The sequence below is a fragment of the Mycolicibacterium anyangense genome (assembly GCF_010731855.1).
Classification (GTDB): domain Bacteria; phylum Actinomycetota; class Actinomycetes; order Mycobacteriales; family Mycobacteriaceae; genus Mycobacterium; species Mycobacterium anyangense.
Window position 1 is genome coordinate 5,210,148 of sequence record NZ_AP022620.1, and the last position, 20,970, is coordinate 5,231,117.

The 20,970-nt window shown below is 68.4% G+C and carries 25 protein-coding genes; 15 read left to right on the forward strand and 10 right to left on the reverse strand.

Going from position 1 to position 20,970, the window contains the following annotated elements:
- The first annotated feature begins 7 nt into the window (after positions 1-7).
- Complete coding sequence (locus G6N35_RS24565) at positions 8-454, forward strand: Rv2324 family transcriptional regulator (RefSeq protein ID WP_163806951.1); 447 nt, start codon at positions 8-10, stop codon at positions 452-454.
- 66 nt (positions 455-520) lie between these two features.
- Positions 521-1,702, forward strand: a complete 1,182-nt coding sequence (locus G6N35_RS24570; protein ID WP_163806954.1) for an NAD(P)/FAD-dependent oxidoreductase — start codon at positions 521-523, stop codon at positions 1,700-1,702.
- Between the two features lie 29 nt (positions 1,703-1,731).
- Here G6N35_RS24570 and G6N35_RS24575 read toward each other — a convergent pair whose 3' ends face one another.
- The 3 genes from G6N35_RS24575 to mftR are packed head-to-tail and all read right to left on the reverse strand — an operon-like array spanning position 1,732 to position 4,163.
- Entirely contained in the window at positions 1,732-2,988 is a 1,257-nt protein-coding gene (locus G6N35_RS24575; RefSeq protein WP_163806955.1) for a VOC family protein, read from the reverse strand.
- A complete protein-coding gene (locus tag G6N35_RS24580) occupies positions 2,985-3,500 on the reverse strand; it encodes an RNA polymerase sigma factor (RefSeq protein ID WP_163806957.1) in 516 nt (171 codons plus the stop codon). Before G6N35_RS24580 ends, G6N35_RS24575 begins: the two co-directional genes overlap by 4 nt.
- A 48-nt stretch (positions 3,501-3,548) precedes the next feature.
- Positions 3,549-4,163 carry a mycofactocin system transcriptional regulator MftR gene (gene mftR, locus G6N35_RS24585; RefSeq protein WP_163806959.1) on the reverse strand — a complete coding sequence of 205 codons (615 nt, stop codon included), beginning with the start codon at positions 4,161-4,163 and terminating at the stop codon, positions 3,549-3,551.
- Between the two features lie 92 nt (positions 4,164-4,255).
- Here mftR and mftA point away from each other — a divergent pair, with 92 nt between their 5' ends.
- The 7 genes from mftA (at position 4,256) to mftG (ending at position 10,752) form a co-directional block, all read left to right on the forward strand.
- A complete protein-coding gene (gene mftA, locus G6N35_RS24590; RefSeq protein WP_163806961.1) occupies positions 4,256-4,351 on the forward strand; it encodes a mycofactocin precursor MftA in 96 nt (31 codons plus the stop codon).
- Positions 4,352-4,353: 2 nt separating this feature from the next.
- The gene (gene mftB, locus G6N35_RS24595) at positions 4,354-4,668 is read left to right on the forward strand and encodes a mycofactocin biosynthesis chaperone MftB (RefSeq protein WP_407664582.1); all 315 of its coding nucleotides are present in this window, start codon (positions 4,354-4,356) and stop codon (positions 4,666-4,668) included.
- Positions 4,665-5,834 carry a mycofactocin radical SAM maturase gene (gene mftC / locus G6N35_RS24600; protein ID WP_163806973.1) on the forward strand — a complete coding sequence of 390 codons (1,170 nt, stop codon included), beginning with the start codon at positions 4,665-4,667 and terminating at the stop codon, positions 5,832-5,834. The genes mftB and mftC overlap by 4 nt, the downstream gene beginning before the upstream one ends.
- A gap of 2 nt (positions 5,835-5,836) precedes the next feature.
- A complete protein-coding gene (gene mftD / locus G6N35_RS24605; protein ID WP_163806975.1) occupies positions 5,837-7,027 on the forward strand; it encodes a pre-mycofactocin synthase MftD in 1,191 nt (396 codons plus the stop codon).
- A gap of 126 nt (positions 7,028-7,153) precedes the next feature.
- The gene (mftE, locus tag G6N35_RS24610; protein WP_163806977.1) at positions 7,154-7,897 is read left to right on the forward strand and encodes a mycofactocin biosynthesis peptidyl-dipeptidase MftE; all 744 of its coding nucleotides are present in this window, start codon (positions 7,154-7,156) and stop codon (positions 7,895-7,897) included.
- Positions 7,894-9,306, forward strand: a complete 1,413-nt coding sequence (gene mftF / locus G6N35_RS24615) for a mycofactocin biosynthesis glycosyltransferase MftF (protein WP_163806979.1) — start codon at positions 7,894-7,896, stop codon at positions 9,304-9,306. The genes mftE and mftF overlap by 4 nt, the downstream gene beginning before the upstream one ends.
- 21 nt (positions 9,307-9,327) lie before the next feature.
- On the forward strand, positions 9,328-10,752 hold the full coding sequence (mftG, locus tag G6N35_RS24620) for a mycofactocin dehydrogenase MftG (RefSeq protein WP_246224705.1): 1,425 nt from the start codon (positions 9,328-9,330) through the stop codon (positions 10,750-10,752).
- Between the two features lies 1 nt (position 10,753).
- Here mftG and G6N35_RS24625 read toward each other — a convergent pair whose 3' ends face one another.
- Positions 10,754-11,416 (reverse strand): aspartate/glutamate racemase family protein, encoded by a 663-nt coding sequence (locus G6N35_RS24625; protein WP_163806982.1) that lies wholly within the window; start codon positions 11,414-11,416, stop codon positions 10,754-10,756.
- Positions 11,417-11,524: 108 nt separating this feature from the next.
- Here G6N35_RS24625 and G6N35_RS24630 point away from each other — a divergent pair, with 108 nt between their 5' ends.
- Positions 11,525-12,175, forward strand: coding sequence for a TetR/AcrR family transcriptional regulator (locus G6N35_RS24630; RefSeq protein WP_163806984.1), 651 nt, complete (start codon positions 11,525-11,527; stop codon positions 12,173-12,175).
- On the opposite strand, the gene G6N35_RS24635 is transcribed toward G6N35_RS24630, so the two are convergent.
- A complete protein-coding gene (locus tag G6N35_RS24635; RefSeq protein WP_163806985.1) occupies positions 12,141-13,391 on the reverse strand; it encodes a cytochrome P450 in 1,251 nt (416 codons plus the stop codon). The two genes, G6N35_RS24630 and G6N35_RS24635, sit on opposite strands and share 35 nt — an antisense overlap.
- A 224-nt stretch (positions 13,392-13,615) precedes the next feature.
- Between G6N35_RS24635 and G6N35_RS24640 the strand changes: the two genes are divergently transcribed.
- On the forward strand, positions 13,616-15,190 hold the full coding sequence (locus G6N35_RS24640) for a carboxylesterase/lipase family protein (protein ID WP_163807912.1): 1,575 nt from the start codon (positions 13,616-13,618) through the stop codon (positions 15,188-15,190).
- Here G6N35_RS24640 and G6N35_RS24645 read toward each other — a convergent pair.
- The 5 genes from G6N35_RS24645 to G6N35_RS24665 are packed head-to-tail and all read right to left on the reverse strand — an operon-like array spanning position 15,187 to position 18,623.
- Positions 15,187-15,795: a TetR family transcriptional regulator gene (locus G6N35_RS24645; RefSeq protein WP_407664639.1), complete on the reverse strand. Its 609-nt coding sequence runs from the start codon at positions 15,793-15,795 to the stop codon at positions 15,187-15,189. The two genes, G6N35_RS24640 and G6N35_RS24645, sit on opposite strands and share 4 nt — an antisense overlap.
- Positions 15,783-16,574 (reverse strand): SDR family NAD(P)-dependent oxidoreductase, encoded by a 792-nt coding sequence (locus G6N35_RS24650; protein ID WP_163806987.1) that lies wholly within the window; start codon positions 16,572-16,574, stop codon positions 15,783-15,785. Before G6N35_RS24650 ends, G6N35_RS24645 begins: the two co-directional genes overlap by 13 nt.
- Positions 16,564-17,028 carry a VOC family protein gene (locus tag G6N35_RS24655; RefSeq protein ID WP_163806989.1) on the reverse strand — a complete coding sequence of 155 codons (465 nt, stop codon included), beginning with the start codon at positions 17,026-17,028 and terminating at the stop codon, positions 16,564-16,566. The genes G6N35_RS24650 and G6N35_RS24655 overlap by 11 nt, the downstream gene beginning before the upstream one ends.
- Positions 17,028-18,089: an NAD(P)H-dependent amine dehydrogenase family protein gene (locus G6N35_RS24660; protein WP_163806990.1), complete on the reverse strand. Its 1,062-nt coding sequence runs from the start codon at positions 18,087-18,089 to the stop codon at positions 17,028-17,030. Before G6N35_RS24660 ends, G6N35_RS24655 begins: the two co-directional genes overlap by 1 nt.
- A gap of 33 nt (positions 18,090-18,122) precedes the next feature.
- Positions 18,123-18,623, reverse strand: a complete 501-nt coding sequence (locus tag G6N35_RS24665; protein WP_163806992.1) for a hotdog fold domain-containing protein — start codon at positions 18,621-18,623, stop codon at positions 18,123-18,125.
- Positions 18,624-19,015: 392 nt separating this feature from the next.
- On the opposite strand from G6N35_RS24665, the gene rpsJ reads away from it, so the two are divergent.
- Genes rpsJ through rplW form a run of 4 tightly spaced genes read left to right on the forward strand, consistent with a single transcriptional unit; the run spans position 19,016 to position 20,943 of the window.
- Positions 19,016-19,321, forward strand: coding sequence for a 30S ribosomal protein S10 (gene rpsJ, locus G6N35_RS24670; RefSeq protein WP_003883485.1), 306 nt, complete (start codon positions 19,016-19,018; stop codon positions 19,319-19,321).
- Positions 19,322-19,334: 13 nt separating this feature from the next.
- Positions 19,335-19,988, forward strand: a complete 654-nt coding sequence (rplC, locus tag G6N35_RS24675) for a 50S ribosomal protein L3 (protein WP_163806994.1) — start codon at positions 19,335-19,337, stop codon at positions 19,986-19,988.
- Complete coding sequence (rplD, locus tag G6N35_RS24680; protein WP_163806996.1) at positions 19,988-20,641, forward strand: 50S ribosomal protein L4; 654 nt, start codon at positions 19,988-19,990, stop codon at positions 20,639-20,641. Before rplC ends, rplD begins: the two co-directional genes overlap by 1 nt.
- Positions 20,641-20,943, forward strand: a complete 303-nt coding sequence (rplW, locus tag G6N35_RS24685; protein ID WP_059015961.1) for a 50S ribosomal protein L23 — start codon at positions 20,641-20,643, stop codon at positions 20,941-20,943. Before rplD ends, rplW begins: the two co-directional genes overlap by 1 nt.
- Positions 20,944-20,970 lie beyond the last annotated feature (27 nt).

The window sequence follows — 20,970 nt, forward strand, 5'->3', positions numbered from 1 at the left end:
TGGCCGAATGGACCGTCTCGACGACACCGACGAGCGCATTCTCGCCGAGCTCGCCGAGCACGCCCGGGCGACGTTCGCCGAGATCGGTGCCCGGGTGAATCTGTCGGCGCCGGCGGTCAAGCGGCGAGTGGATCGGATGCTCGACAACGGTGTGATCCGCGGCTTCACCACCGTCATCGACCGCAGTGCGCTGGGCTGGAACACCGAGGCCTACGTCCAGGTGTACTGCCACGGCACCATCGCGCCAGATCAGTTGCGGCAGGCCTGGATTGATATTCCGGAGGTGATCAGCGCCGCCACCGTCACCGGCACATCGGATGCCATCCTGCACGTGCTGGCCCGCGATATGCGGCACCTCGAGGCGGCACTGGAGCGCATTCGCTCGAGCGCCGACATCGAGCGCAGTGAGAGCATCGTGGTGCTGTCCAACCTGATCGACCGTTCGCCGTCGTGACCCCGTGAGCGAGGCAAGGCCAGGGCTGGCTGACACTTTCCGGCGCCGATCAGGTAAGAACAGCACGTGAGTTCCAGCGAGAATGGCATCGTCATCGTCGGCGGCGGGCTGGCTGCCGCCCGCACTGCCGAACAGTTGCGCAAGTCGGAGTACACCGGCCCGGTCACCATCGTCAGCGACGAGGTGCACCTGCCCTATGACCGGCCGCCGCTGTCCAAGGATGTGCTGCACGCCGACCTCGACGACGTCACGCTCAAGCCCGCCGAGTTCTACACGGACAACAACATCACCCTGCGGCTCGGCAGTGCCGCCCAGACGCTGGACATCACCGCCAAGACCGTCACCCTGGCCGACGGTTCGGTGCTGGGATACGACGAGCTGGTGATCGCGACGGGACTGGTGCCCAAGCGCATTTCGTCGTTCCCCGACCTGGAGGGCATCCGGGTGCTGCGCAACCTCGACGAGGCGCTGGCGCTGCGTACCCACGCCGCCTCGGCCCGCAAGGCAGTCATCATCGGCGCCGGATTCATCGGCTGTGAGGTCGCGGCAAGCCTGCGCAAGCTCGGCGTCGACGTGGTCCTCGTCGAGCCGCAGCCAGCGCCGCTGGCCTCGGTGCTCGGCGAGCAGGTGGGCAGTCTGGTCACCCGGCTGCACCGAGCCGAGGGTGTCGATGTGCGCGCCGGCGTCGGGGTGACCGAGGTGCGTGGCGAGGGCGGGCACGTCAGCACCGTGGTGCTCAGTGACGGCAGCGAGTTACCTGCTGACCTGGTGGTGGTGGGCATCGGCTCGCGGCCGGCCACCGAATGGCTCGACGGCAGCGGTGTGGCGGTGGACAACGGTGTGGTGTGCGACGAGGTCGGCCGTACCAGCGCGCCGCACGTGTGGGCGCTGGGCGATGTGGCGTCCTGGCGCGATGCCACCGGACACCAAGCGCGGGTGGAGCATTGGAGCAACGTCGCCGAGCAGGCGCGCGCGGTGGTGCCGTCGATCCTGGGCAAGGAAGCTCCCGAGCTCGTCGTGGTCCCCTACTTCTGGAGCGACCAGTACGACGTGAAGATCCAGTGCCTCGGCGAGCCGGAGGCCAACGACGTCGTGCACATCGTCGAGGACGACGGGCGCAAGTTCCTGGCCTACTACGAGCGTGACGGTGTGGTGGTCGGGGTGGTCGGCGGCGGTATGCCGGGCAAGGTCATGAAGACCCGCGCCAAGATCGCCTCCGCCGCGCCGATCGCCGACGTCCTGGGCTGAGCGCGGCGCCGAGGATTCACGCCCCGGCGCTAGAACTGCCCGAGGTAGAACCGGCCACCCTGGTCGTCGGTGCACTCGGCCATCAGGCCGTAGGACTGCTGCGCAGGTTCACTGAGCACGGTCCCGCCGGCGTCGCGGACTCGCCGCACGGCGATCTCGATGTCCGTCACCGTCCACATCGGCACCACGGTCTGCCGCTGTGCGCCGCCGGCGACACCGGCCATCGGCTGGGTGTGGCCGATCTGCCAGCCGTCGGCGACCCGACCCGGCTCGAACGTCCAGCCGAACAACGCGGAGTAGAAGTCCCGGAACACCGCTGAATCTGCGACCTCGTGGGTGAGGTAGGACAGTTCCCCCGCACCGGCGCCGTTGAGCGCGGGCCGGCGCTGCGCCGACTCGGGGACGTAGACCGCGAACGGGTTGCCGTCCGGATCGGTGGCGTCCATGCTCTCGCCGAGGGCGAAGCGGCGTGGCCCCTCGGCCCGACCCCCGGCGGCGATGATCGCCGTGCGCGCCGCCTCGATGTCGGTCACTGCGTAGTAGCACCGCAGGGTGCCCTCACCGCGCGAAAGGGCAATGTGCTCCACGGTATTGGTGACCTGACCGTCGTCGTCGACCGACCAGCCCAGGACGTGTCCGTAGAACGCGGCCGCCAGACGCACGTCCGGCGTGTGCAGGCTCAGGTAGCCGATGTCACCGGGCCTGATCAGCTCGACAACCGGCCCGCTGATCATCCAGCGGTGGCCGAACGGATCGCGGATGGTTGCCCCGCGAAAGCCGTGCGCCTGATACGGCTCGCGTTCGATCTCGGCCCCGAACCGACGCGCCCGGCTCAGCGCCGCGTCAGTGTCGGGGACGTGCAGCATCAGGCTGACCGAGGTCCAGCCGGGCTCGGGTGCGCGCAGCCCCATCGCGGTGAACTCGTCGGCCAGGTAGAGCACGCCGTCGCCGATCGCGAGTTCGGCATGCCCGATCCGGCCGTCGTCCATCACGATGGGCTCGCCGTGCAGTTCGGCACCCAGTGCGTCGCGGTACCAGGCAATGGCTCCTCGTGCATCGGCGACGGTGAGGTAGGGCAGGGCGGCGGGCCGGGGGTATTCGGGGATCGACGGCACGTCGTCGGTCAGGTCTGCCAGGGCGGCGGTGGTTCCGCTCATCTCGACTCCTCGTGTTCCGGTGGGCAGGGACAGCGCCGACTCCAGCTTCCGCCGCAGGCGGGCGGCGAATTCCGGATCCGGCTGCACCGGAGGATCTTCGGCGTTCAGTACGGTCAACGGATCAGTCACCGGACGCCTCCTTCCGGGTAGAGAGTTCGGAAAGCCTTGCGGGCCCGCACCAGTAGGGCCTCGGTGGCGTGGACGGTTCGTCCGATCAGTTCGGCGCACTCGGGCACCGAACAGTCGTCCATGTAACGCAGCGCCAGCACGGTGCGGTGGGTGTCTGGCAGTCGGGCCAGCACGCTCTCGGCGACGATCCGGTCCAGTTCGGTCTCCCAGCCGTCGGGCGCTTGGGCGTCGGGGACCTCGGCGACGGTGACCGTCTCGCGGGTGGCCCGCCGCCGGTAGTGGTCGGCGAGTTTGTGGCGGGCCACACCCAGCAGCCACGGCACCGCGATCGGGGGTGGCTCGGAACGCCGGGCGGCATCCATCGCGGCCAGGAACGTTTCGGAGGTCAGGTCTTCCGCGGTGGCCCGGTCGGGGCAGCGGCGGACGAAGTAGCGGTACACGATCGGGAGCGCCTCGTCGTACACCGCCAGCAGCTGGTGCGGGGCATCACCGGGGTCGGAATCCGCGCTCACACCTCTATCGTCGTCGCGCGGGGCCGAACTCCGACGGGTCCGGCGAAACTATTTCCGGGCGTCCAGCCCGTCCAGCCCGCGCGCCACGGCGTCGAAGGCGTCGCCGAGAGCCTGCGGCAACGACACCGACTCGTGGGCCAACCAGTATTCGTACGCCGACAACGCGATGCCGAGCATCTGCCACGCCACCGACTGGGGGACCAGATCAGTGGATCTGCCGCCGATGCGTCCGGCCACGTATACCGAGACCACGGCCCGCCAGCCGGCGTACATCGTCATCGAGTAGGCCTGCAGCTCGGGGGTTTGCAGGATCACCCGCATCCGAGTTCGGTGGCGTGTCTCGGAATCATCAAAGGTGTTGAACGCCAGCAGGGCTGAGCGCAACGCAGTGGCGACGGGTACGTCCGCCGCGCTGTCGAGCAGATGTTGGAAGTCCTGCAGGTGCGAGTCGAACGCACCCCACGGGATGGCGTTCTTCGACGAGTAGTAGCGGAACAGGGTGCGGCGCGCGATCCCGGACGCCTGGGCGACGTCGTCGACGCTGACCTCACCGAAGCCATAGGTGGCGAACAGGTCCAGCGCGACGTCGGCGATGTGGTCCTGCGTGGTCGAGCGCCGGCGGCCGACCCGGGCCCCCGGCGCACCCGCCGAATCACCCGCCATGGATTCACCCCTTCCGTTTCGGCACTCGATGCCATATTCTTGCGATCTCGATCACAATTGTCGAGAACCCAGCCAGAGAAAGGGTGCTTTTCATGGAGCAGAGCCAGAACATCGAGGTGGACAACGAGCTGGTGACCGAGACCCTCGTCGAAGAGGTCTCGATCGACGGGATGTGCGGGGTCTACTGACCGTGCCCGCCCACGCCGTGGGCGATCCGGCTGTCGCCGGGTCGAACTTCGACCCGGCCGGCAGCTGGCGTCTGCACCCGCAGGTGGCGGTGCGCCCCGAACCGTTCGGCGCACTGCTCTACCACTTCGGCACCAGGAAGCTGTCGTTCCTCAAGAACCGAACCATCCTGGCCGTCATCGAGTCGCTGCCCGATCATCCGGACGTGCACCGTGCACTGCGCGCCGCCGGCGTCGAAGCCGACGACGAAGCGCCGTACCTGCACGCCCTGGGCGTACTCGCATCCTCGAACATGCTGATCTGCAAGGAATCCCAATGACTTCGGTGGCACCCGTACCCCGGTTGATCGAGCAGTTCGAGCGCGGTCTGGACGCGCCCATCTGTCTGACCTGGGAACTGACCTACGCCTGCAACCTGGCCTGCGTGCACTGCCTGTCCTCATCGGGCAAGCGGGACCCGCGCGAGCTGTCGACCGAACAGTGCAAGGCGATCATCGACGAGCTCGAGCGCATGCAGGTGTTCTACGTCAACATCGGCGGCGGGGAGCCCACCGTGCGACCCGACTTCTGGGAACTGGTCGACTACGCGACCGCCCACCACGTTGGAGTGAAATTCTCCACCAACGGCGTCCGGATCACCCCCGAGGTGGCCGCCAAGCTGGCCGCCAGTGATTACGTCGACGTCCAGATCTCACTGGACGGCGCGACCGCCGAGGTCAACGACGCCGTGCGCGGCCCGGGTTCGTTCGCCATGGCGGTGCGGGCGCTGGAGAACCTGGCCGCCGCCGGTTTCTCCGACGCCAAGATCTCGGTGGTGGTCACCCGCCACAACGTCGACCAACTCGACGATTTCAAGGCGCTGGCCGACCGCTATGGCGCCACACTGCGGATCACCCGGCTGCGTCCGTCGGGACGCGGTGCCGACGTGTGGGACGACCTGCACCCCACCGCCGACCAGCAGGTCCAGCTCTACAACTGGCTGGTGGCCAGGGGCGACGGAGTGCTCACCGGTGACTCGTTCTTTCATCTGTCGGGTCTGGGCGCGCCCGGCGCGCTCGCGGGCCTGAACATGTGCGGTGCCGGCCGGGTGGTATGCCTGATCGACCCGGTCGGCGACGTCTACGCCTGCCCGTTCGCCATCCATGACCGCTTCCTCGCCGGGAACATCGTGCGGGACAGTGGTTTCGACAACGTGTGGAAGAACGCACCGCTGTTCCGCGAGCTGCGTGAACCGCAGTCGGCGGGGGCGTGCGGTAGCTGCGGGCACTACGACGCCTGCCGGGGTGGATGCATGGCGGCCAAATTCTTCACCGGCCTGCCCATGGACGGTCCGGACCCCGAGTGCGTCGAGGGCTACGGAGCCCCGGCGCTGGCCAACGAGCGTGACAAGCCCCGGCCCAGTGCCGACCACTCCCGGGGCAAGCCGATCATGCTCACGCTCTCCACCCGGCCGCCGGCCAAACCCTGCAACGAAAGTCCGATCTAGACATGGCACGTGACACCTGGTTCGAAACCGTCGCGATCGCGCAGCAGCGCGCCAAGAAGCGCCTGCCGAAGTCCGCGTACTCGGCCCTGCTGGCCGGCAGCGAGAAGGGCCTGACGGTCTCCGACAATGTCGAGGCATTCGGCGAGCTGGGCTTCGCTCCGCACGTCATCGGTGCGTTGGAGAAGCGTGATCTCGCGACGACGGTGATGGGACAGGATATTTCGTTGCCTGTCGTGATATCGCCGACCGGTGTTCAGGCGGTGCACCCCGACGGCGAGGTGGCTGTGGCCCGCGCTGCCGCGGCGCGCGGCACCGCGATCGGGCTGTCGTCCTTCGCGAGCAAGCCGGTCGAGGAGGTCGTCGCCGCCAACCCCAAGACGTTCTTCCAGATCTACTGGCTCGGTGACCGGGCCGCCATCGCGGCGCGGGCCGACCGGGCCAAGGCCGCCGGCGCCGTCGGTCTGATCGTCACCACTGACTGGAGCTTCTCGCACGGCCGGGACTGGGGCAGTCCGAAGATCCCCGAGAAGATGGATCTGCGCACCATGGTCACGATGTCCCCGGAGGCGCTGACCCGGCCCCGCTGGTTCCTGGAGTGGGCCAAGACGCTGCGCCCACCGGCACTGAGCGTGCCCAACCAGGCCATCCGCGGCGAGGGCGCCCCGCCATTCTTCGAGGCCTACGGGCAGTGGATGGGTACGCCGCCCCCGACCTGGGAGGACATCGCCTGGTTGCGGGAGTACTGGGGCGGTCCGTTCATGCTCAAGGGCGTGATGCGGGTCGATGACGCCAAACGTGCTGTGGATGCCGGTGTTTCAGCGATCTCGGTGTCCAACCACGGCGGTAACAATATCGACGGCACGCCCGCGGCCATCCGGGCGCTGCCCGCGGTCGCCGAGGCGGTGGGAGATCAGATCGAGGTCCTGCTCGACGGTGGCATCCGCCGCGGCAGCGACGTGGTCAAGGCGCTGGCGCTGGGTGCCCGCGCGGTGATGATCGGCCGGGCCTATCTGTGGGGGCTGGGAGCGGCCGGGCAGGCCGGCGTGGAGAATGTTCTGGACATCATGTACGGGGGCATCGACTCGGTGCTGCGCGGCCTGGGTAAGGCCTCGGTGCACGACCTGACCCCCGAGGACGTTCTGGTGCCTGACGGATTCACCCGGACGCTCGGCGTCCCGCCGTCGTCGCACTGATCCGGTGGGCGCCGCGCCCGGTGTGGCTGGCGTGACGGACGGGACGGTGGTGAACGCGGCGGGCTTGTTCACGGGTCCGAAAGCGAAAGAATTCTCCTTCTCTGGCGAACAATTGGCGCACGCCAGGTGAATTCGGCTTACCATCGGCCGGTGGCGTTGCGGAGCGAGTTGGGGAACTCGACATCGGGACAGCTCCGCGGCACGTCCGCGACGATCTTGATTCCGGTCGGATCGACCGAGCAGCACGGTCCGCACCTCCCGCTGGACACCGACACCCGGATCGCGACGGCCGTGGCGCGGGCCGTCACCGAGGAGCTCGACCGCGCCGAGCCCGGACAGTTCCTGCTTGCCCCCGCAATCGCCTACGGCGCCTCCGGCGAGCATGAAGGGTTCCCCGGCACGGTGTCGATCGGCACCGAGGTCCTGACGTCGGTGCTGCTCGAGTACGGCCGCTCGGCCTGCGGCTGGGCCCGGCGGATCGTCTTCGTCAACGGCCACGGCGGCAATATCGAGGCGATGCGCGCGGCGGTCACGCTGCTGCGCCGGGAAGGCCGCGACGCCACCTGGGCCCCATGTGTCGCCGAGGGCGGCGACGCCCACGCCGGGCATACCGAAACCTCTGTAGTGCTTCACCTTTCACCGGCCGACGTCCGTACTGAGGCCTGGTGCAGCGGCAACCGGGAGCCGCTGGTGAACCTGTTGCCCCGGATGCGGAGCGGCGGTGTGGCGGCGGTGAGCGAGGTGGGCGTGTTGGGTGACCCGACGACGGCGACGGCGGCGGAAGGGGCGCGGATCTTCGACGGGATGGTCGCCGACTGTCGGGGGCGCCTGCTGCGCTGGACCCCAGCCGCCGACGGGATGCTCTCATGAGTCAGCCCCGGTTACCGGACGGCTTCGCCGTCCAGGTCGATCGACGGGTCCGCACGCTCGGATCGGGTTCGGCGCTGCTTGGCGGGTCGCCCACCCGGCTGCTCCGGCTGGCTCCGTCGGCTCAGACGTTGCTCGACGGCGGCCGCCTCGAGGTGCGTGACGCGGTCAGCGCGCAACTCGCCCGCACCCTGTTGGATGCGACCGTGGCACATCCCCGCCCTGCCGGAGGCCCGTCGCATCGCGATGTGACTGTCGTTATCCCGGTGCGCGACAACGCATTCGGACTGTACCGCCTGGTGATGTCATTGCGTGCCATGCGCGTCATCGTCGTTGACGACGGCTCGCAAACTCCGGTGAGCGCCGCCGATTTCCATGCCGCCCGATGCGAGGTCGAGGTGGTTCGCCACGACCGCAGCAAGGGGCCGTCTGCTGCCCGCAACACCGGACTGGCCATGTGCACCACGGATTTCGTGGCATTCCTGGACTCCGACGTGGTGCCGCATCGCGGTTGGCTGGAGGCACTGCTCGGCCACTTCTGCGATCCGGCAGTCGCGCTGGTGGCGCCGCGCATCGTGGGACTCGGGCACAGCGACGACCTGGTCGCGCGCTACGAAGCGGTGCGTTCGTCCCTCGATCTGGGGGAACGCGAAGCGCCGGTGGTGCCCTACGGCCCGGTGTCCCACGTGCCCAGCGCGGCGATCATCTGCCGACGGGCAGCGCTGCTGGAACTCGGCGGCTTCGACGAGACCTTGAGCTCCGGTGAAGATGTCGACCTGTGCTGGCGGCTGGTCGAGTCGGGGTCGAGGCTGCGGTACGAACCGATCGCCCTGGTGGCTCACGAGCATCGCACCCAGAAGCGGGACTGGTTGGCGCGCAAGGCTTTCTACGGCAGTTCCGCCGCACCGTTGTCGATCCGCCACCCGGACAAGACCGCCCCGGTGGTGGTGTCCGCGTGGAGTCTGCTGGTGTGGGTGCTGATGGCACTCGGCTCGGCGTCGGGCTATCTCGCGTCGTTGGTGTTCGCCGGTGTCACCACTGGGCGGATGGCCAAGTCAGTGCAGAACACCGATGCCGGGATCGGGGATGTCGCGGTTCTGACGCTACGCGGCATCGGCGCCGCCGCCCGCCAGCTCGCTGCTGCCACCTGTCGGCACTACTGGCCGTTGGCATTGGTGGCCGCGGTGGTCTCGCAGCGCTGCCGACAGGCCGTGCTGGTCGCCGCCGTCCTCGACGGGGTGCTGGACTGGTTCGCCCGTAACCGTGGCGGTGACGGTGAGGGCAAGCCGGTCGGCCTGTTCGCCTACGTGCTGCTCAAGCGGCTCGACGACCTTGCCTACGGTGCCGGGTTGTGGACGGGTGTGGTCCGGGAGCGAACCCTGCGGCCGCTCAAACCACAGATCAAGACGTGACCGATAGCCCGGGTTGTCGACATCACGCACAGTGACGTTCTGATCGTGGGCGCTGGTAGCGCCGGATCCGTGCTCGCCGAACGGCTCTCGGCCGATCCCTCGTGCCGGGTCACGGTGGTGGAGGCCGGGTACGGTCCGGCCGAACCCGGTGTTCGGGAGATGACGGCCAACGGGACCCAGCTGCCGATCGGCACGGCGAGTCCGCTGGCCCGCCGGTATCGCACCACGCTGACACAGGACCCGGTCCGGATCGCCGACATCGTGCGCGGCAGTACCGTCGGCGGTTCCGGGGCGGTCAACGGCGGGTATTTCTGCCGGGCGCTACCCGCTGACTTCGATGACCCCGCCGTCCCCGGCTGGTCCTGGGCCGAGGTGACCGGCCATTACCGGGCCATCGAGACCGACCTGGACTTCCCCGAGCAGCACGACGGCGGCCCGATCCGCATCACCCGGACCCATGAATTCAGTGGTAGCACAGCAGCATTCGTCGAGGCTGCCGGCGCAGCTGGGTACCGCTGGCTGCCCGACCTGAACGCGGAGCCTCGCGGCGAGAACTCCCCGCCGGGCATCGGCGCCGTCCCGCTCAACATCGTCGGCGGAATCCGGACCGGGCCGGGGGCTGCGTTCCTGCAACCAGCGATGGACCGGCCCAATCTCGAGGTGCTGACCCGGCACACCGTACTGCGGCTGCGGCTGGCCGGGTCGAGGGTGACCGGAGTCGAGGCGATCAGCCCGGAGGGCCGGGTCAGCTTGTCGGCCGACCGGGTCGTGCTGTCGGCCGGTGCCATCGAATCCGCGCATCTTCTGCTGCTGTCCGGTATCGGTCCGGCCGCGTCGCTGTGTGGCGCGGGGATCCCGGTGATCGCCGACCTGCCGGTGGGGCGGCGCACCTGGGACCATCCGGAGTGGGTGATCCCGACGACCTGGACGGTGGCGCCCGGCCGGCCGGTGCTGGAGGTGCTCCTGGTCGACGGTGACGTCGAGATCAGGCCCTACACAGGTGGTTTCATCTCGATGGTCGGGGAGGGAACGGCGGGCAGGCCGGACTGGCCGCACCTGGGCGTAGCACTCATGCGTCCGAGGTCGCACGGCAGGGTGACGATCACCTCGGCCGACCCGGCCGCGCCCCTGCAGATCGAGCACCGCTACGACAGTGATCCGGCCGATGTCGCGGAGCTGCACCGCGGCCATGCCCTGGCGGTTCAGATCGCCGGTGCGACAACCGAACTCGGTGAGCCGGCGTGGGCAACTTCGCAGCATCTGTGCGGTACCGCGCCGATGGGACGCGACGGCGACGAGTATGCCGTCGTCGATCCGCGCTGCCGGGTTCGGGGAGTCGACGGGCTGTGGGTGGTCGACGGGTCCGTGCTGCCGCGGATCCCCAGCCGGGGTCCGCATGCCACCATCGCGATGATCGGCCACCGCGCAGCGGAGTTCGTCTGCTGACTCAGGCCGCCAGCGGAACCAGGGCCTGCGCCAGGCGGGTTGCGGCTTCCACCCCGTCGATGACGGGCACGCCAAGGCGCTGTCGAAGAGGGTGGGCGAACCGGGCCATCGCCGCGCATCCGAGGACCACCGCGCCGCTGCGGTCGGTGCTCAGCGCGTACTCGCACAGCTGCGCGATCGGCAGGAAACTGCCGGGATCCGAATCGATCTGGAGTACCGGAATGTCGCAGGCATGGACCCCCAGGCACGAGCCGGCGGTGTAGTCGTCGGCCAGTTCCCAGGCCCGCGGCACCGTGGCCGACATGGACGTCACCACCGAGAACCCGCCGGCCAGCAGTGCGGCAGAATGCATGGCGGCCTGTGCGATCCCCAGCACCGGTGCGCGCACGGCGCCGCGTGCTGCCACCAGGCCGGGATCGCCGAAGCAGGCGATCACGTAGGCGTGCGGGCGCTGGTCGTCCGGACCCGCTGCAGCAGCAGCGATCTCAGTGAGAAGCCCTGGTACACAACGGCGCTCGTCGTCCTCGCTCTCGATACTGGCAGGCCCGTCCAGTGGGTTGACGGCGCGGATCTCGGTGTCCGGGTGGGCTGCCAGGCGGGCGGCCTGCGCAATCGCGGCAGTCATCGTGGCCGTGGTGTTGGGGTTGACGAACAGCAGCCGCACCAGCAGCAGTTTAGTGGCGGGCGCCGCAACACCGCACCGCGGGCGTGACGGCACTCGGTACCCTTGTCGGACGGGCTCAGGGTGGGAACTGCCCGGGAAGGACGCATGATGGCGGGGCAACGCAGCGACCCGCGACCGGCGCGCTCACGTGCCCGGTTGCTCGACGCGGCGACGGCGCTGCTGCGCAGTGGCGGCCCCAACGCCGTCACCGTCGATGCCGTCACCCGCGGCGCCAACGTCGCCCGCGCCACCCTCTACCGGCATTTTCCCAGCGGGAACGACCTGCTCGCGGCCGCCTTCAACAGCCTGATCCCGCCCGCACCGATGCCCCAGGAGGGCGGCACATTGCGCGAGCGGCTGGTGGCCCTGGTGCAGGCGCAGGCCGAACTCATCGTCGACACCCCGTTGTTGCTGACCGCCACCTACTGGCTGGCCCTGGGTCCGGACATGGAGCGGATGCCGGACCGGGCGGACGGTGACAGCCCGGAGATCCGCACCCTACGGGAGCGGATCGCCCAGCAGTACGGGGCGCCGTTCGAGGCGATCTTGGCGAGTCCGGAGGCCGTCGCCGAGCTCGGTGAGGTGGACCGTGCACAGGCGATGATGCTGCTGATCGGTCCGGTGGTCACCGCCCGGATCAGCACCCTGACCGACTTCGACTATCGCGAGTGTTCCCGCAAGGCGGTGGACGGCTTTCTGGCCGTGCACCGCCGCGCGGGTGACATCACTTCAGTTCCACCCGAATCGGCAGGTGCTTGAGACCGCCGACGAACGTGGTGGCCATCAACTCCGGCTCACCGGCCAGCTCGATGGATTTGATCCGCGGGATGAGTTCGGTGAAGAAGCTGTTCATCTCCATACGGGCCAGCGACGCGCCCAGGCAGAAGTGCACGCCGTAGCCGAACGACAGGTGCTTGTTCGGATCGCGCCCCACATCGAACGTGTCGGGGTTCTCGAAGACCTCTTCGTCCCGGTTGGCCGAGGTGTAGGCCAGGTAGACCGCCTCACCCTTGGGAATGGTCACACCGCGCACCACGGTGTCCTCCTGTGCGGTGCGCATGAACTCCTTGACCGGGACCGTCCAGCGGATCATCTCCTCGACGGCGGTGCCCATCAGGGACATGTCGTTCTGCAGCCGGGCCAGCTGGTCGGGATGTTCGAGCAGGGCGCGCATGCCGCCGGCGATTCCGGCGCTGGTGGTGTCGTGACCCGCGCTGGCCACGATGACGTAGTAGGACAGCGTGTCCATGTCGGACAGCGGTTCGCCGTTGATCGTGGCATTGGCGATCGCCGAGGCCAGGTCGTCGGTCGGGTTCTCCCGCCGCGACGCCGTCAGTGCCGAGAAGTAGTTGAAGAAGTCCAACAACACCGCGAGCATGTCGTCGACGTCGCCGCCGCGCTGGAACTCTTCGTCATTGCCGCCGAACATCTCCTGGGTGAGCTTGAGCATGCGGGGGAAGTCCGAGTCGGGCAGGCCCAGCATGGTCAGGATGATGTAGAGCGGGTAGTTCACTGCGATCTCGGTCATGAAGTCGAGTTCGGGGCCCTTCTCGGCCATCTTGTCGACCCAGATCTTGGCCAACTCGTCACAGCGCGCTTTGAGGGCCTTGAGGACCTTGGGGCGGAACCAGTCGGCGCCGACCTTGCGCACATCCCGATGGTGCGGGTCGTCCATGTGGATCAGAGTGCGCAGCCCGGTGCCGGCCTCCAGATCGGCCAGCAGCTTCTCATCGGCCTCGGTGATCGCCAGCAGGGGACGGGGGAAGTTGGTGAACAGGTCATTCTGCCGCTCGATGTCCATGATGTCGGCGTGCTTGGTGATCGCCCAGAACGGCCGGTATTCGTCGACCTCGACCCAGGACACCGGGGCGTGAGCGCGAAGGTGGGCCAGTGACTCATAGAACCGCTTCTCGTCGGCATAGGCCTGGGGATCGGCCAGAACGCGGGCTGCGGGATCCATGATCCGGGTGGTCATACGGAGTCTCCTCGTTGGCTGTGCGCAAAACTTGACGGGTGTCAGATCAGTAGTGTGGGCGATCACATCGGATAGGGGAAGAGATTTCGGGCGATTAGGGTCCGAAGACCCTGTTCCGGCGGGCAGGAGCGAAGCGACTCGGGGAGTGTCCCGCTCGCCGCGTAGGCTCAGATCCCGTGCTGTACCGATCGCTTCGCCGATTCCGAGCGGCCGTCGCGATCCTGATGTGCCTGATCCTGGTCGTCGGGTGTGCCGGCGGCAACGGCCAACCCACATCGGCCCCGCCCGCGGCGGCGGTGCCTGCGCCGACGGTCGTGCACACCAGCGGGGGAGCGGTCCTTGGTGTCGATGCGCCCGGCTACCGGGTATTCGACGGCATTCCTTACGCGGCACCACCGGTGGGTGCACTGCGCTGGCAGCCGCCGGCGCCAGTCGTGCCCTGGCAAGGCGTGCGTGATGCCACCAGACCGGGTCTGCGGTGCCCGCAGGACACCCGTAACGATCCTGACTACGGCAGGCCCACCGGCGAGGACTGCCTGAACCTCAACGTCTGGACGCCGGACGGGGCAACACCGGCCACCCCGCGTCCGGTGCTGGTCTGGATCCACGGCGGGGGCTTTCTCAACGGCAGCGCCGACATCTATGACTCGCGTTGGATGGCGACCCAGGGCGACATCGTCGTCGTCACGATCAACTACCGGCTCGGGACATTGGGGTTCCTGGCGCATCCGGCGTTGAGCCGCAACGGAGATGCCGGTAACTACGGCCTGGCCGACCAGCAGGCCGCGCTGCATTGGGTGCACGACAACATCGCGGCCTTCGGCGGCGATCCGGCCAAGGTCACCATTGCCGGGGAGTCGGCGGGTGCGATGTCGGTGTGCGATCACCTGGTCGCCCCCGGATCGGCCGGCCTGTTCCGCGCGGCGATCCTGCAGAGCGGCCCGTGTCAGTCGCAGGGCGCCCGCCCCACGGGGCGGCAGGTGAGCCTGACGTATGCCGCGAGCGTGGGCTGCCCGGTCGAGGCGGTCGCGCCCGAGTGTCTGCGTGCGCTTCCCGTTGCCCGATTGCTGCGGCCGCCGTTCTACGCGGGCTTCGGTGCCGACCGGCTCACCGGGCCGGTGACGGGTACCGACATGATTCCGGTCGATCCGATGACGGCATTCGCGACCGGGCGGGCCGCGCGAGTGCCCGTGCTGATCGGCACCAACACCGACGAGTTCGCCTTGTTCTCCGCCATCTGGTTCCTCCAGAACCATGGCTTGCCGCCGTACTCGACGTTGCTGGCCGACACCTTCGGCCCGGACGCGCCTGCGGTGGCCGCGCGCTACCCGCTGCAGCACTACGGCGGCAGCACCGGTCGGGCCTACTCGGCGGCGGTCACCGACGGCGAATTCGCCTGTCCCGCAGATGCGATAGCGAACGGTCTGGCGAGCAGTGCACCGGTCTACGCCTACGAGTTCAACGACCGCACCGCACCGGCGCCCGATCCGTTCCGTGCAGTGCCCTTCCCCGTCGGCGCCAGCCACGGGCTCGACCTGCGCTACCTGTTCGACATCGGGGGCGCGCCGCCGCTCAATCCGGCCCAACGCCAGCTGTCCGACCAGATGGTCGGGTACTGGAGTCAGTTCGTGAAGACCGGCGTGCCGGACGTGACCGGCGAGCTCGCCTGGCCCCGGTTCAGCTCCGAATCGGGCACCGGCCAACGACTGTCCTTGCAACCCGGGAGATTGTCGGTCGTCACCGATTTCGCCGACCGCCACCAGTGCGCGTTCTGGGCGACGCTGAAGAGCGGTCGTTAACCCCGCCACCGGGAATGTTCGACCACGGACAGTGCCTCGCCGACCTCGCGGGACAGCGACCGGCGCCGGCTACGGTCGTCGCGAACCCAGCGCTGGAATGCGAAATCTGCTGCAGCCAAAGATAATTGGACCAGCAGGCCGGGGCGGTTGTCGTTCGCCGGGTCGACATCCATCCGCTCGGCGATGAGGTCGGCCAGCCGGGTGCGGTCCGCGGCGGGCAGCAGCGTCACCCGGTCGAGCAGGTCGGGTGCGGTCAGGATCGCCTCGCGCCAGCTCTGCAGGTCCACGTCATCGAAGGATCCGACGCGCCCGACGATGGCTGCCGTCAGCGCCAGGTCGGCCGGTTCGTCGGCGGGTCGTCGCTGCAGCAGGGAGACGATCGCGGGGCCGCCGCGCTGCACCGGACCGAGCAGCAGCTCCTCCTTGGTGGCCACATGGCGGAAGAACGTCCGGGGCGAGACCGCCGCCTCGGCGGCGATGTCCTCGGTGGTGACGTTGCCGAATCCCCGTGCGGCGAAAAGGCGGTAGGCAGCGGCGTGGATGTCCGAGCGCACCTGGGCTCGCTGCCGGTCGCGCAGCGACGGGGTGTCGGTCACCGGAACGATCCCATCCCGCCGTCGACGTGGATGGTCTGGGCGGTGAGGTAGGACGCGTCGTCGCTGACCAGGAACGCCACCATCGCCCCGATGTCGTGGTGGGTGTCGCCGACCCGCTTGAGCGGAATGCCCTTGACGACCTTGCCGTAGACCTCCGGGAAGGATTCACTCCAATTGCGGACGCCGTCGGAGTTGGCGAACGGGCAGATCACATTCACCCGAATATGATCTGGCCCCCATTCCAGCGCAGCCACTTTCGAGATCCCGCGAATGGCTTCCTTGGCGCCGGCGTAGGCACCGAACCAGGTCTGGCCGCCGGTGCCGCTGCCCGATCCGAGATTGACCACCGATGCGCGGCCGGAGGCCTTCAGTAGCGGGTAGGCGGCCTGCATCAGGAAGAAGGTCGCCCGTGGCCCGATGTCGAAGACCAGGTCGTAGTCCTCCATCGTGATGGCGGTGAACGGTTTGGGCTCGTTGCTCGCAATGGCGTTGTTCACCAACGTGTCGAGCCCGCCGAGCCGGTCGGCGGCGGTATCGATGATCAGGGAGTAGCTGGCGCGCTCGCGCAGGTCGGCGACCAAGGCGGTGGCCTGCCGGCCGTCGGCGGTGAACTGTTCGGCCACCGTGATCACCGCCGGGTCGCGATCGACGAGCAGCACCGCGGCTCCGCGCTCCAGTAGGGCGGCGGTGATGCCACGGCCGACCCCCTTGGCCGCACCGGTGACGATCGCCCGCAGACCGCTCAGCGACGCCGGATGCCAGAAGGTCGTGCGATCCTCAGCTGCCACGGTGCAACTCCCATGACGTTCGGGCGGGGGAGGGGAATTCGACGAACTCGACGGCGGTGCCGTCCGGATCTTTGACGAAGAACATCCGTACCCCGGCGATGGCGAATGGTGCCTGATCGGGCTGGTATCCCGCAGCGCAGACTCGGCGGTAGGTGTCGTCGAGATCGGTCACCGACAGGGAGATGTTCTGGTTGCCCACGATCGAGCGCCGGACCGGGCTGGTGCCGTCGCCCAACGACAGCAGTTCCAGCATCACCCCGCCGACCAGGCCGCCGACCACCCGGCCCTGGTGGCCCGCGGAGCCACCGATCGCCGTGTCGAAGGGCTCACCGGACATGCCCTGATCGAAGACCACGTCCATGCCCAGCAATCCGCGATAGAACAACAGCGCCCGTTCCATGTCGGTGACCCCGACCACCAGGTGTGAAAACCGAAGGTCGGCAAGGGGTTTCATCAGCGGGCCAGGTCCGGGGCGGCGCGGCCGGCGATGAGCGGCAGATCCAGGTAGGTCTTGATGCCGGGAGCGGCCTGGCACACGTAGGGGATGGCGCTGATGCAGTGATTGGCGGTGGCCACCACGCCGGGATTGCGCTCGAGGCCTTCGGCGACCGTTTCCGGTTGCAGCCCCTTGAACGTCAGCGACACGTCGGGGTCACCGGTGATCTCGACCTCGAAGCGCTCACCCTGCTCGCCGAGGGTCCACGGAGGATCCAGGTCGACCTCGCACATCAGCCAGTTGACCGCGGCGGTGACCACCGGAACGTCGTCGACGATCGCCTGCCAGCGGAACCGGCGGGCGGCGACGGTGCCTGCGGCCATCGGGACGACGAGTTCGTCGGTACCGTGCACCGCCACCGCCACCTCCTGGGTGGAGCGGATCTTCGGATCGGAGCGGAAGCCCAGTTCGTCGGCGACCATCCGCACCGAGGCCTTGAACCCGGCCTCCAGCAGCGCGGCGATCGGGCCGCTCATCGCCTGCTCCGGGGTGAGTCCGAAGCCCATCACCTCGCGCACCACCAGGGGAGCGTTGTAGGTGCGGATATCGGAGAACTCCTCGGCGCGGACATGGGTGATCGCCGAGGACAGCGAGGAGACCATCAACGGGAAGCGTTCGGTGATGCCGCCCGGGTGGATGCCCGACCCGTGCAGCGTGACTGCGCCGGCCTGACAAGCCTCCTCGATGACCCGCACGCCCGGGCTCTGCGGGTCGGGGTAGACCCATCCCACCGGGGTGACGACGTTCTTGCCGGACCGCAGGATGCGGGCGACGACTTGTTCGTCGGGCAGCAGGGGCGAATACATGACGCAGTCGGCGTCCAGCGCCAGCAGGGCGTCGACATCGGTGGTCGCGCAGACCCCGATCGGGCCCTCGCCGATCAGTTCGCCGACGTCGCGGCCGTTCTTGTCGTCGCTGTGGACCCAGCAGCCGACGAGTTCGAGTTCCGGGTGGCGCAGCACGCCCTGGATCGCGGCCTTGCCGACTCCGCCGGTGGCCCACTGGATGACTCGGTACATGCCCGGCATGCTATGTCGATTTGGCAGTGACTGTCAGGAAGAGTGGGACCGCGTCACCCACGTGGTGATCGCGGCGCGGACCACCTCGGTGCCGAAGCGGTCGTAGACGCTGACCCCGACGAGGACGTCGGCACCGTCGGTGATGCCGTCGAAGTCCGGTGGATCGATCCGCGCGCAGGCCCGCAGGGCCGTCGTCGCCTTGTGCAGGTACTGCACCTCCATGGCCTTGGGAATCCAGCGGTGGGTGGTCGGTACCGTCGCTTCCATCAGCATGCCCATCGCCACTTCGGCGGCGTTGCACATGGCGATGGCGTGCACGGTGCGCAGGTGGTTGTAGGTCAGTGGCCACTTGCGGATGCTGACCTCGGCATAGCCGGGTTCCATCCGCACGATATGGGGCAGCACCGTCGCGAAAAACGGCACCCGGACAGCGGCAGCGGCCGAGAACACCAGCCGTCCGCCGGGGTATCGGGACAGGTGTTGCCAGATCCGGTAGGTCCGCGTCTCCGTCGTCGTCTCCGTTGTCGCCGCCATGCCGGCCGACCCTACTGGCAGCAGGCTCCCGGAGGGCCCCGGCGGACCCGTGCTGAGCAGGCAGTGCAGCAATTTGGATCGAGGTCCGATCTAGGGCATACTGTTCGGGTTGCCTTGAGCCGGGTTCGCCCCCCATCGGGAGCGGGCCGCACAAGGTATACGACCGGCGCCCTCAGGGGCGCGTCCGGTCCCAACCTCGGAGCGCGATGGTTTTTCCACGCGCCTCGCAGGCTGTGTGAGGGCGACACGCCCGACCGCGGGGGCCGGTGTACCAGGACAGGTAAAGAGCGGCGGCGACAGCCAGCGCTGAGTTTCGGCCCCAGGTCGAGGCGGCAGCGCACGACCACCGTGTCCCCTTGCGGGGACCAAGCAGGAGTGAAGGTAGGAGAAGCGTGGCGGGACAAAAGATCCGCATCAGGCTCAAGGCCTACGACCATGAGGCCATTGACGCCTCGGCGCGCAAGATCGTGGAGACGGTCACCCGAACCGGCGCCAGTGTGGTCGGCCCGGTGCCGCTGCCGACGGAGAAGAACGTGTACTGCGTCATCCGCTCCCCGCATAAGTACAAGGACTCGCGGGAGCACTTCGAGATGCGTACTCACAAGCGGCTCATCGACATCCTCGACCCGACGCCGAAGACGGTCGACGCGCTCATGCGCATCGATCTGCCGGCCAGCGTCGACGTGAACATCCAGTAGGGGTCGGCGAACAATGGCTAGAAAAGGCATTTTGGGTACGAAGCTGGGCATGACCCAGGTCTTCGACGAGAACAACCGCGTCGTTCCCGTGACGGTCGTCAAGGCCGGTCCGAACGTCGTGACCCGCATCCGCACGCCCGAGCGTGACGGCTACAGCGCAGTGCAGCTCGCCTACGGCGAGATCAGCCCGCGCAAGGTGACCAAGCCGGTCACCGGCCAGTTCAGCGCCGCCGGCGTCAACCCGCGCCGCCACCTCGCCGAGCTGCGGCTCGACGACGAGGCCGCGGCCGCCGAGTACGAGGTCGGCCAGGAGCTGACGGCGGAGATCTTCGCCGATGGCAGCTACGTCGACGTCACCGGCACCAGCAAGGGCAAGGGCTACGCCGGCACCATGAAGCGCCACGGCTTCCGTGGCCAGGGCGCCAGCCACGGTGCCCAGGCGGTGCACCGCCGGCCGGGTTCGATCGGTGGCTGCGCCACCCCGGGTCGCGTCTTCAAGGGCACCCGGATGTCGGGCCGGATGGGCAACGACCGCGTCACCACGCAGAACCTGTTGGTGCACAAGGTCGATGCCGAGAACGGCGTGCTGTTGATCAAGGGTGCGGTCCCCGGCCGCACCGGCGGCCTGGTGATGGTTCGCACCGCGGTCAAACGAGGTGAGAAGTAATGACTGTGAAGATTGACGTCCACACCCCGGGCGGCAAGAAGGACGGCAGCGTCGAGCTGCCCGCCGAGCTGTTCGACGTCGAGGCCAACGTGGCGCTGATGCACCAGGTGGTGACGGCACAGCTGGCGGCCAAGCGACAGGGCACCCACGCGACCAAGACTCGCGCCCAGGTGTCCGGCGGTGGCAAGAAGCCGTACCGGCAGAAGGGCACCGGCCGCGCCCGTCAGGGCTCGACCCGCGCTCCGCAGTTCACCGGTGGTGGCGTCGTCCACGGCCCGCAGCCGCGCGACTACAGCCAGCGCACCCCGAAGAAGATGATCGCCGCCGCATTGCGTGGCGCATTGTCCGACCGGGCCCGCAACGAGCGCATCCACGCGGTCACCGAACTGGTCGAAGGCCAGACGCCCTCGACCAAGAGCGCCAAGGCCTTCCTGGGCACCTTGACCGAGAACAAGAAGGTGCTGATCGTGATCGGCCGCAGCGACGAGGTCGGTGCCAAGAGCGTGCGCAACCTGCCTGGTGTGCACGTGATCTCGCCCGACCAGCTCAACACCTACGACGTCCTCAACGCCGACGACGTGGTGTTCAGCGTGGAGGCTCTCAACGCCTACATCGAGCACGCTTCGAAGTCGAAGCAGGAGGTGTCCGCCTGATGGCTACCGTGACCGACCCCCGCGACATCATCTTGGCTCCGGTCATCTCGGAGAAGTCGTACGGGCTGATCGAGGACAACGTCTACACGTTCGTCGTCCACCCGGACTCGAACAAGACGCAGATCAAGATCGCCATCGAGAAGATCTTCAAGGTGAAGGTCGACTCGGTGAACACCGCCAACCGGCAGGGCAAGCGCAAGCGCACCCGCACCGGCTTCGGTAAGCGCAAGAGCACCAAGCGCGCGATCGTGACCCTGGCCCCCGGCAGCAAGCCGATCGACCTCTTCGGAGCACCGGCCTAGCCCGGTAACGAACAAGGACTCAGGAAC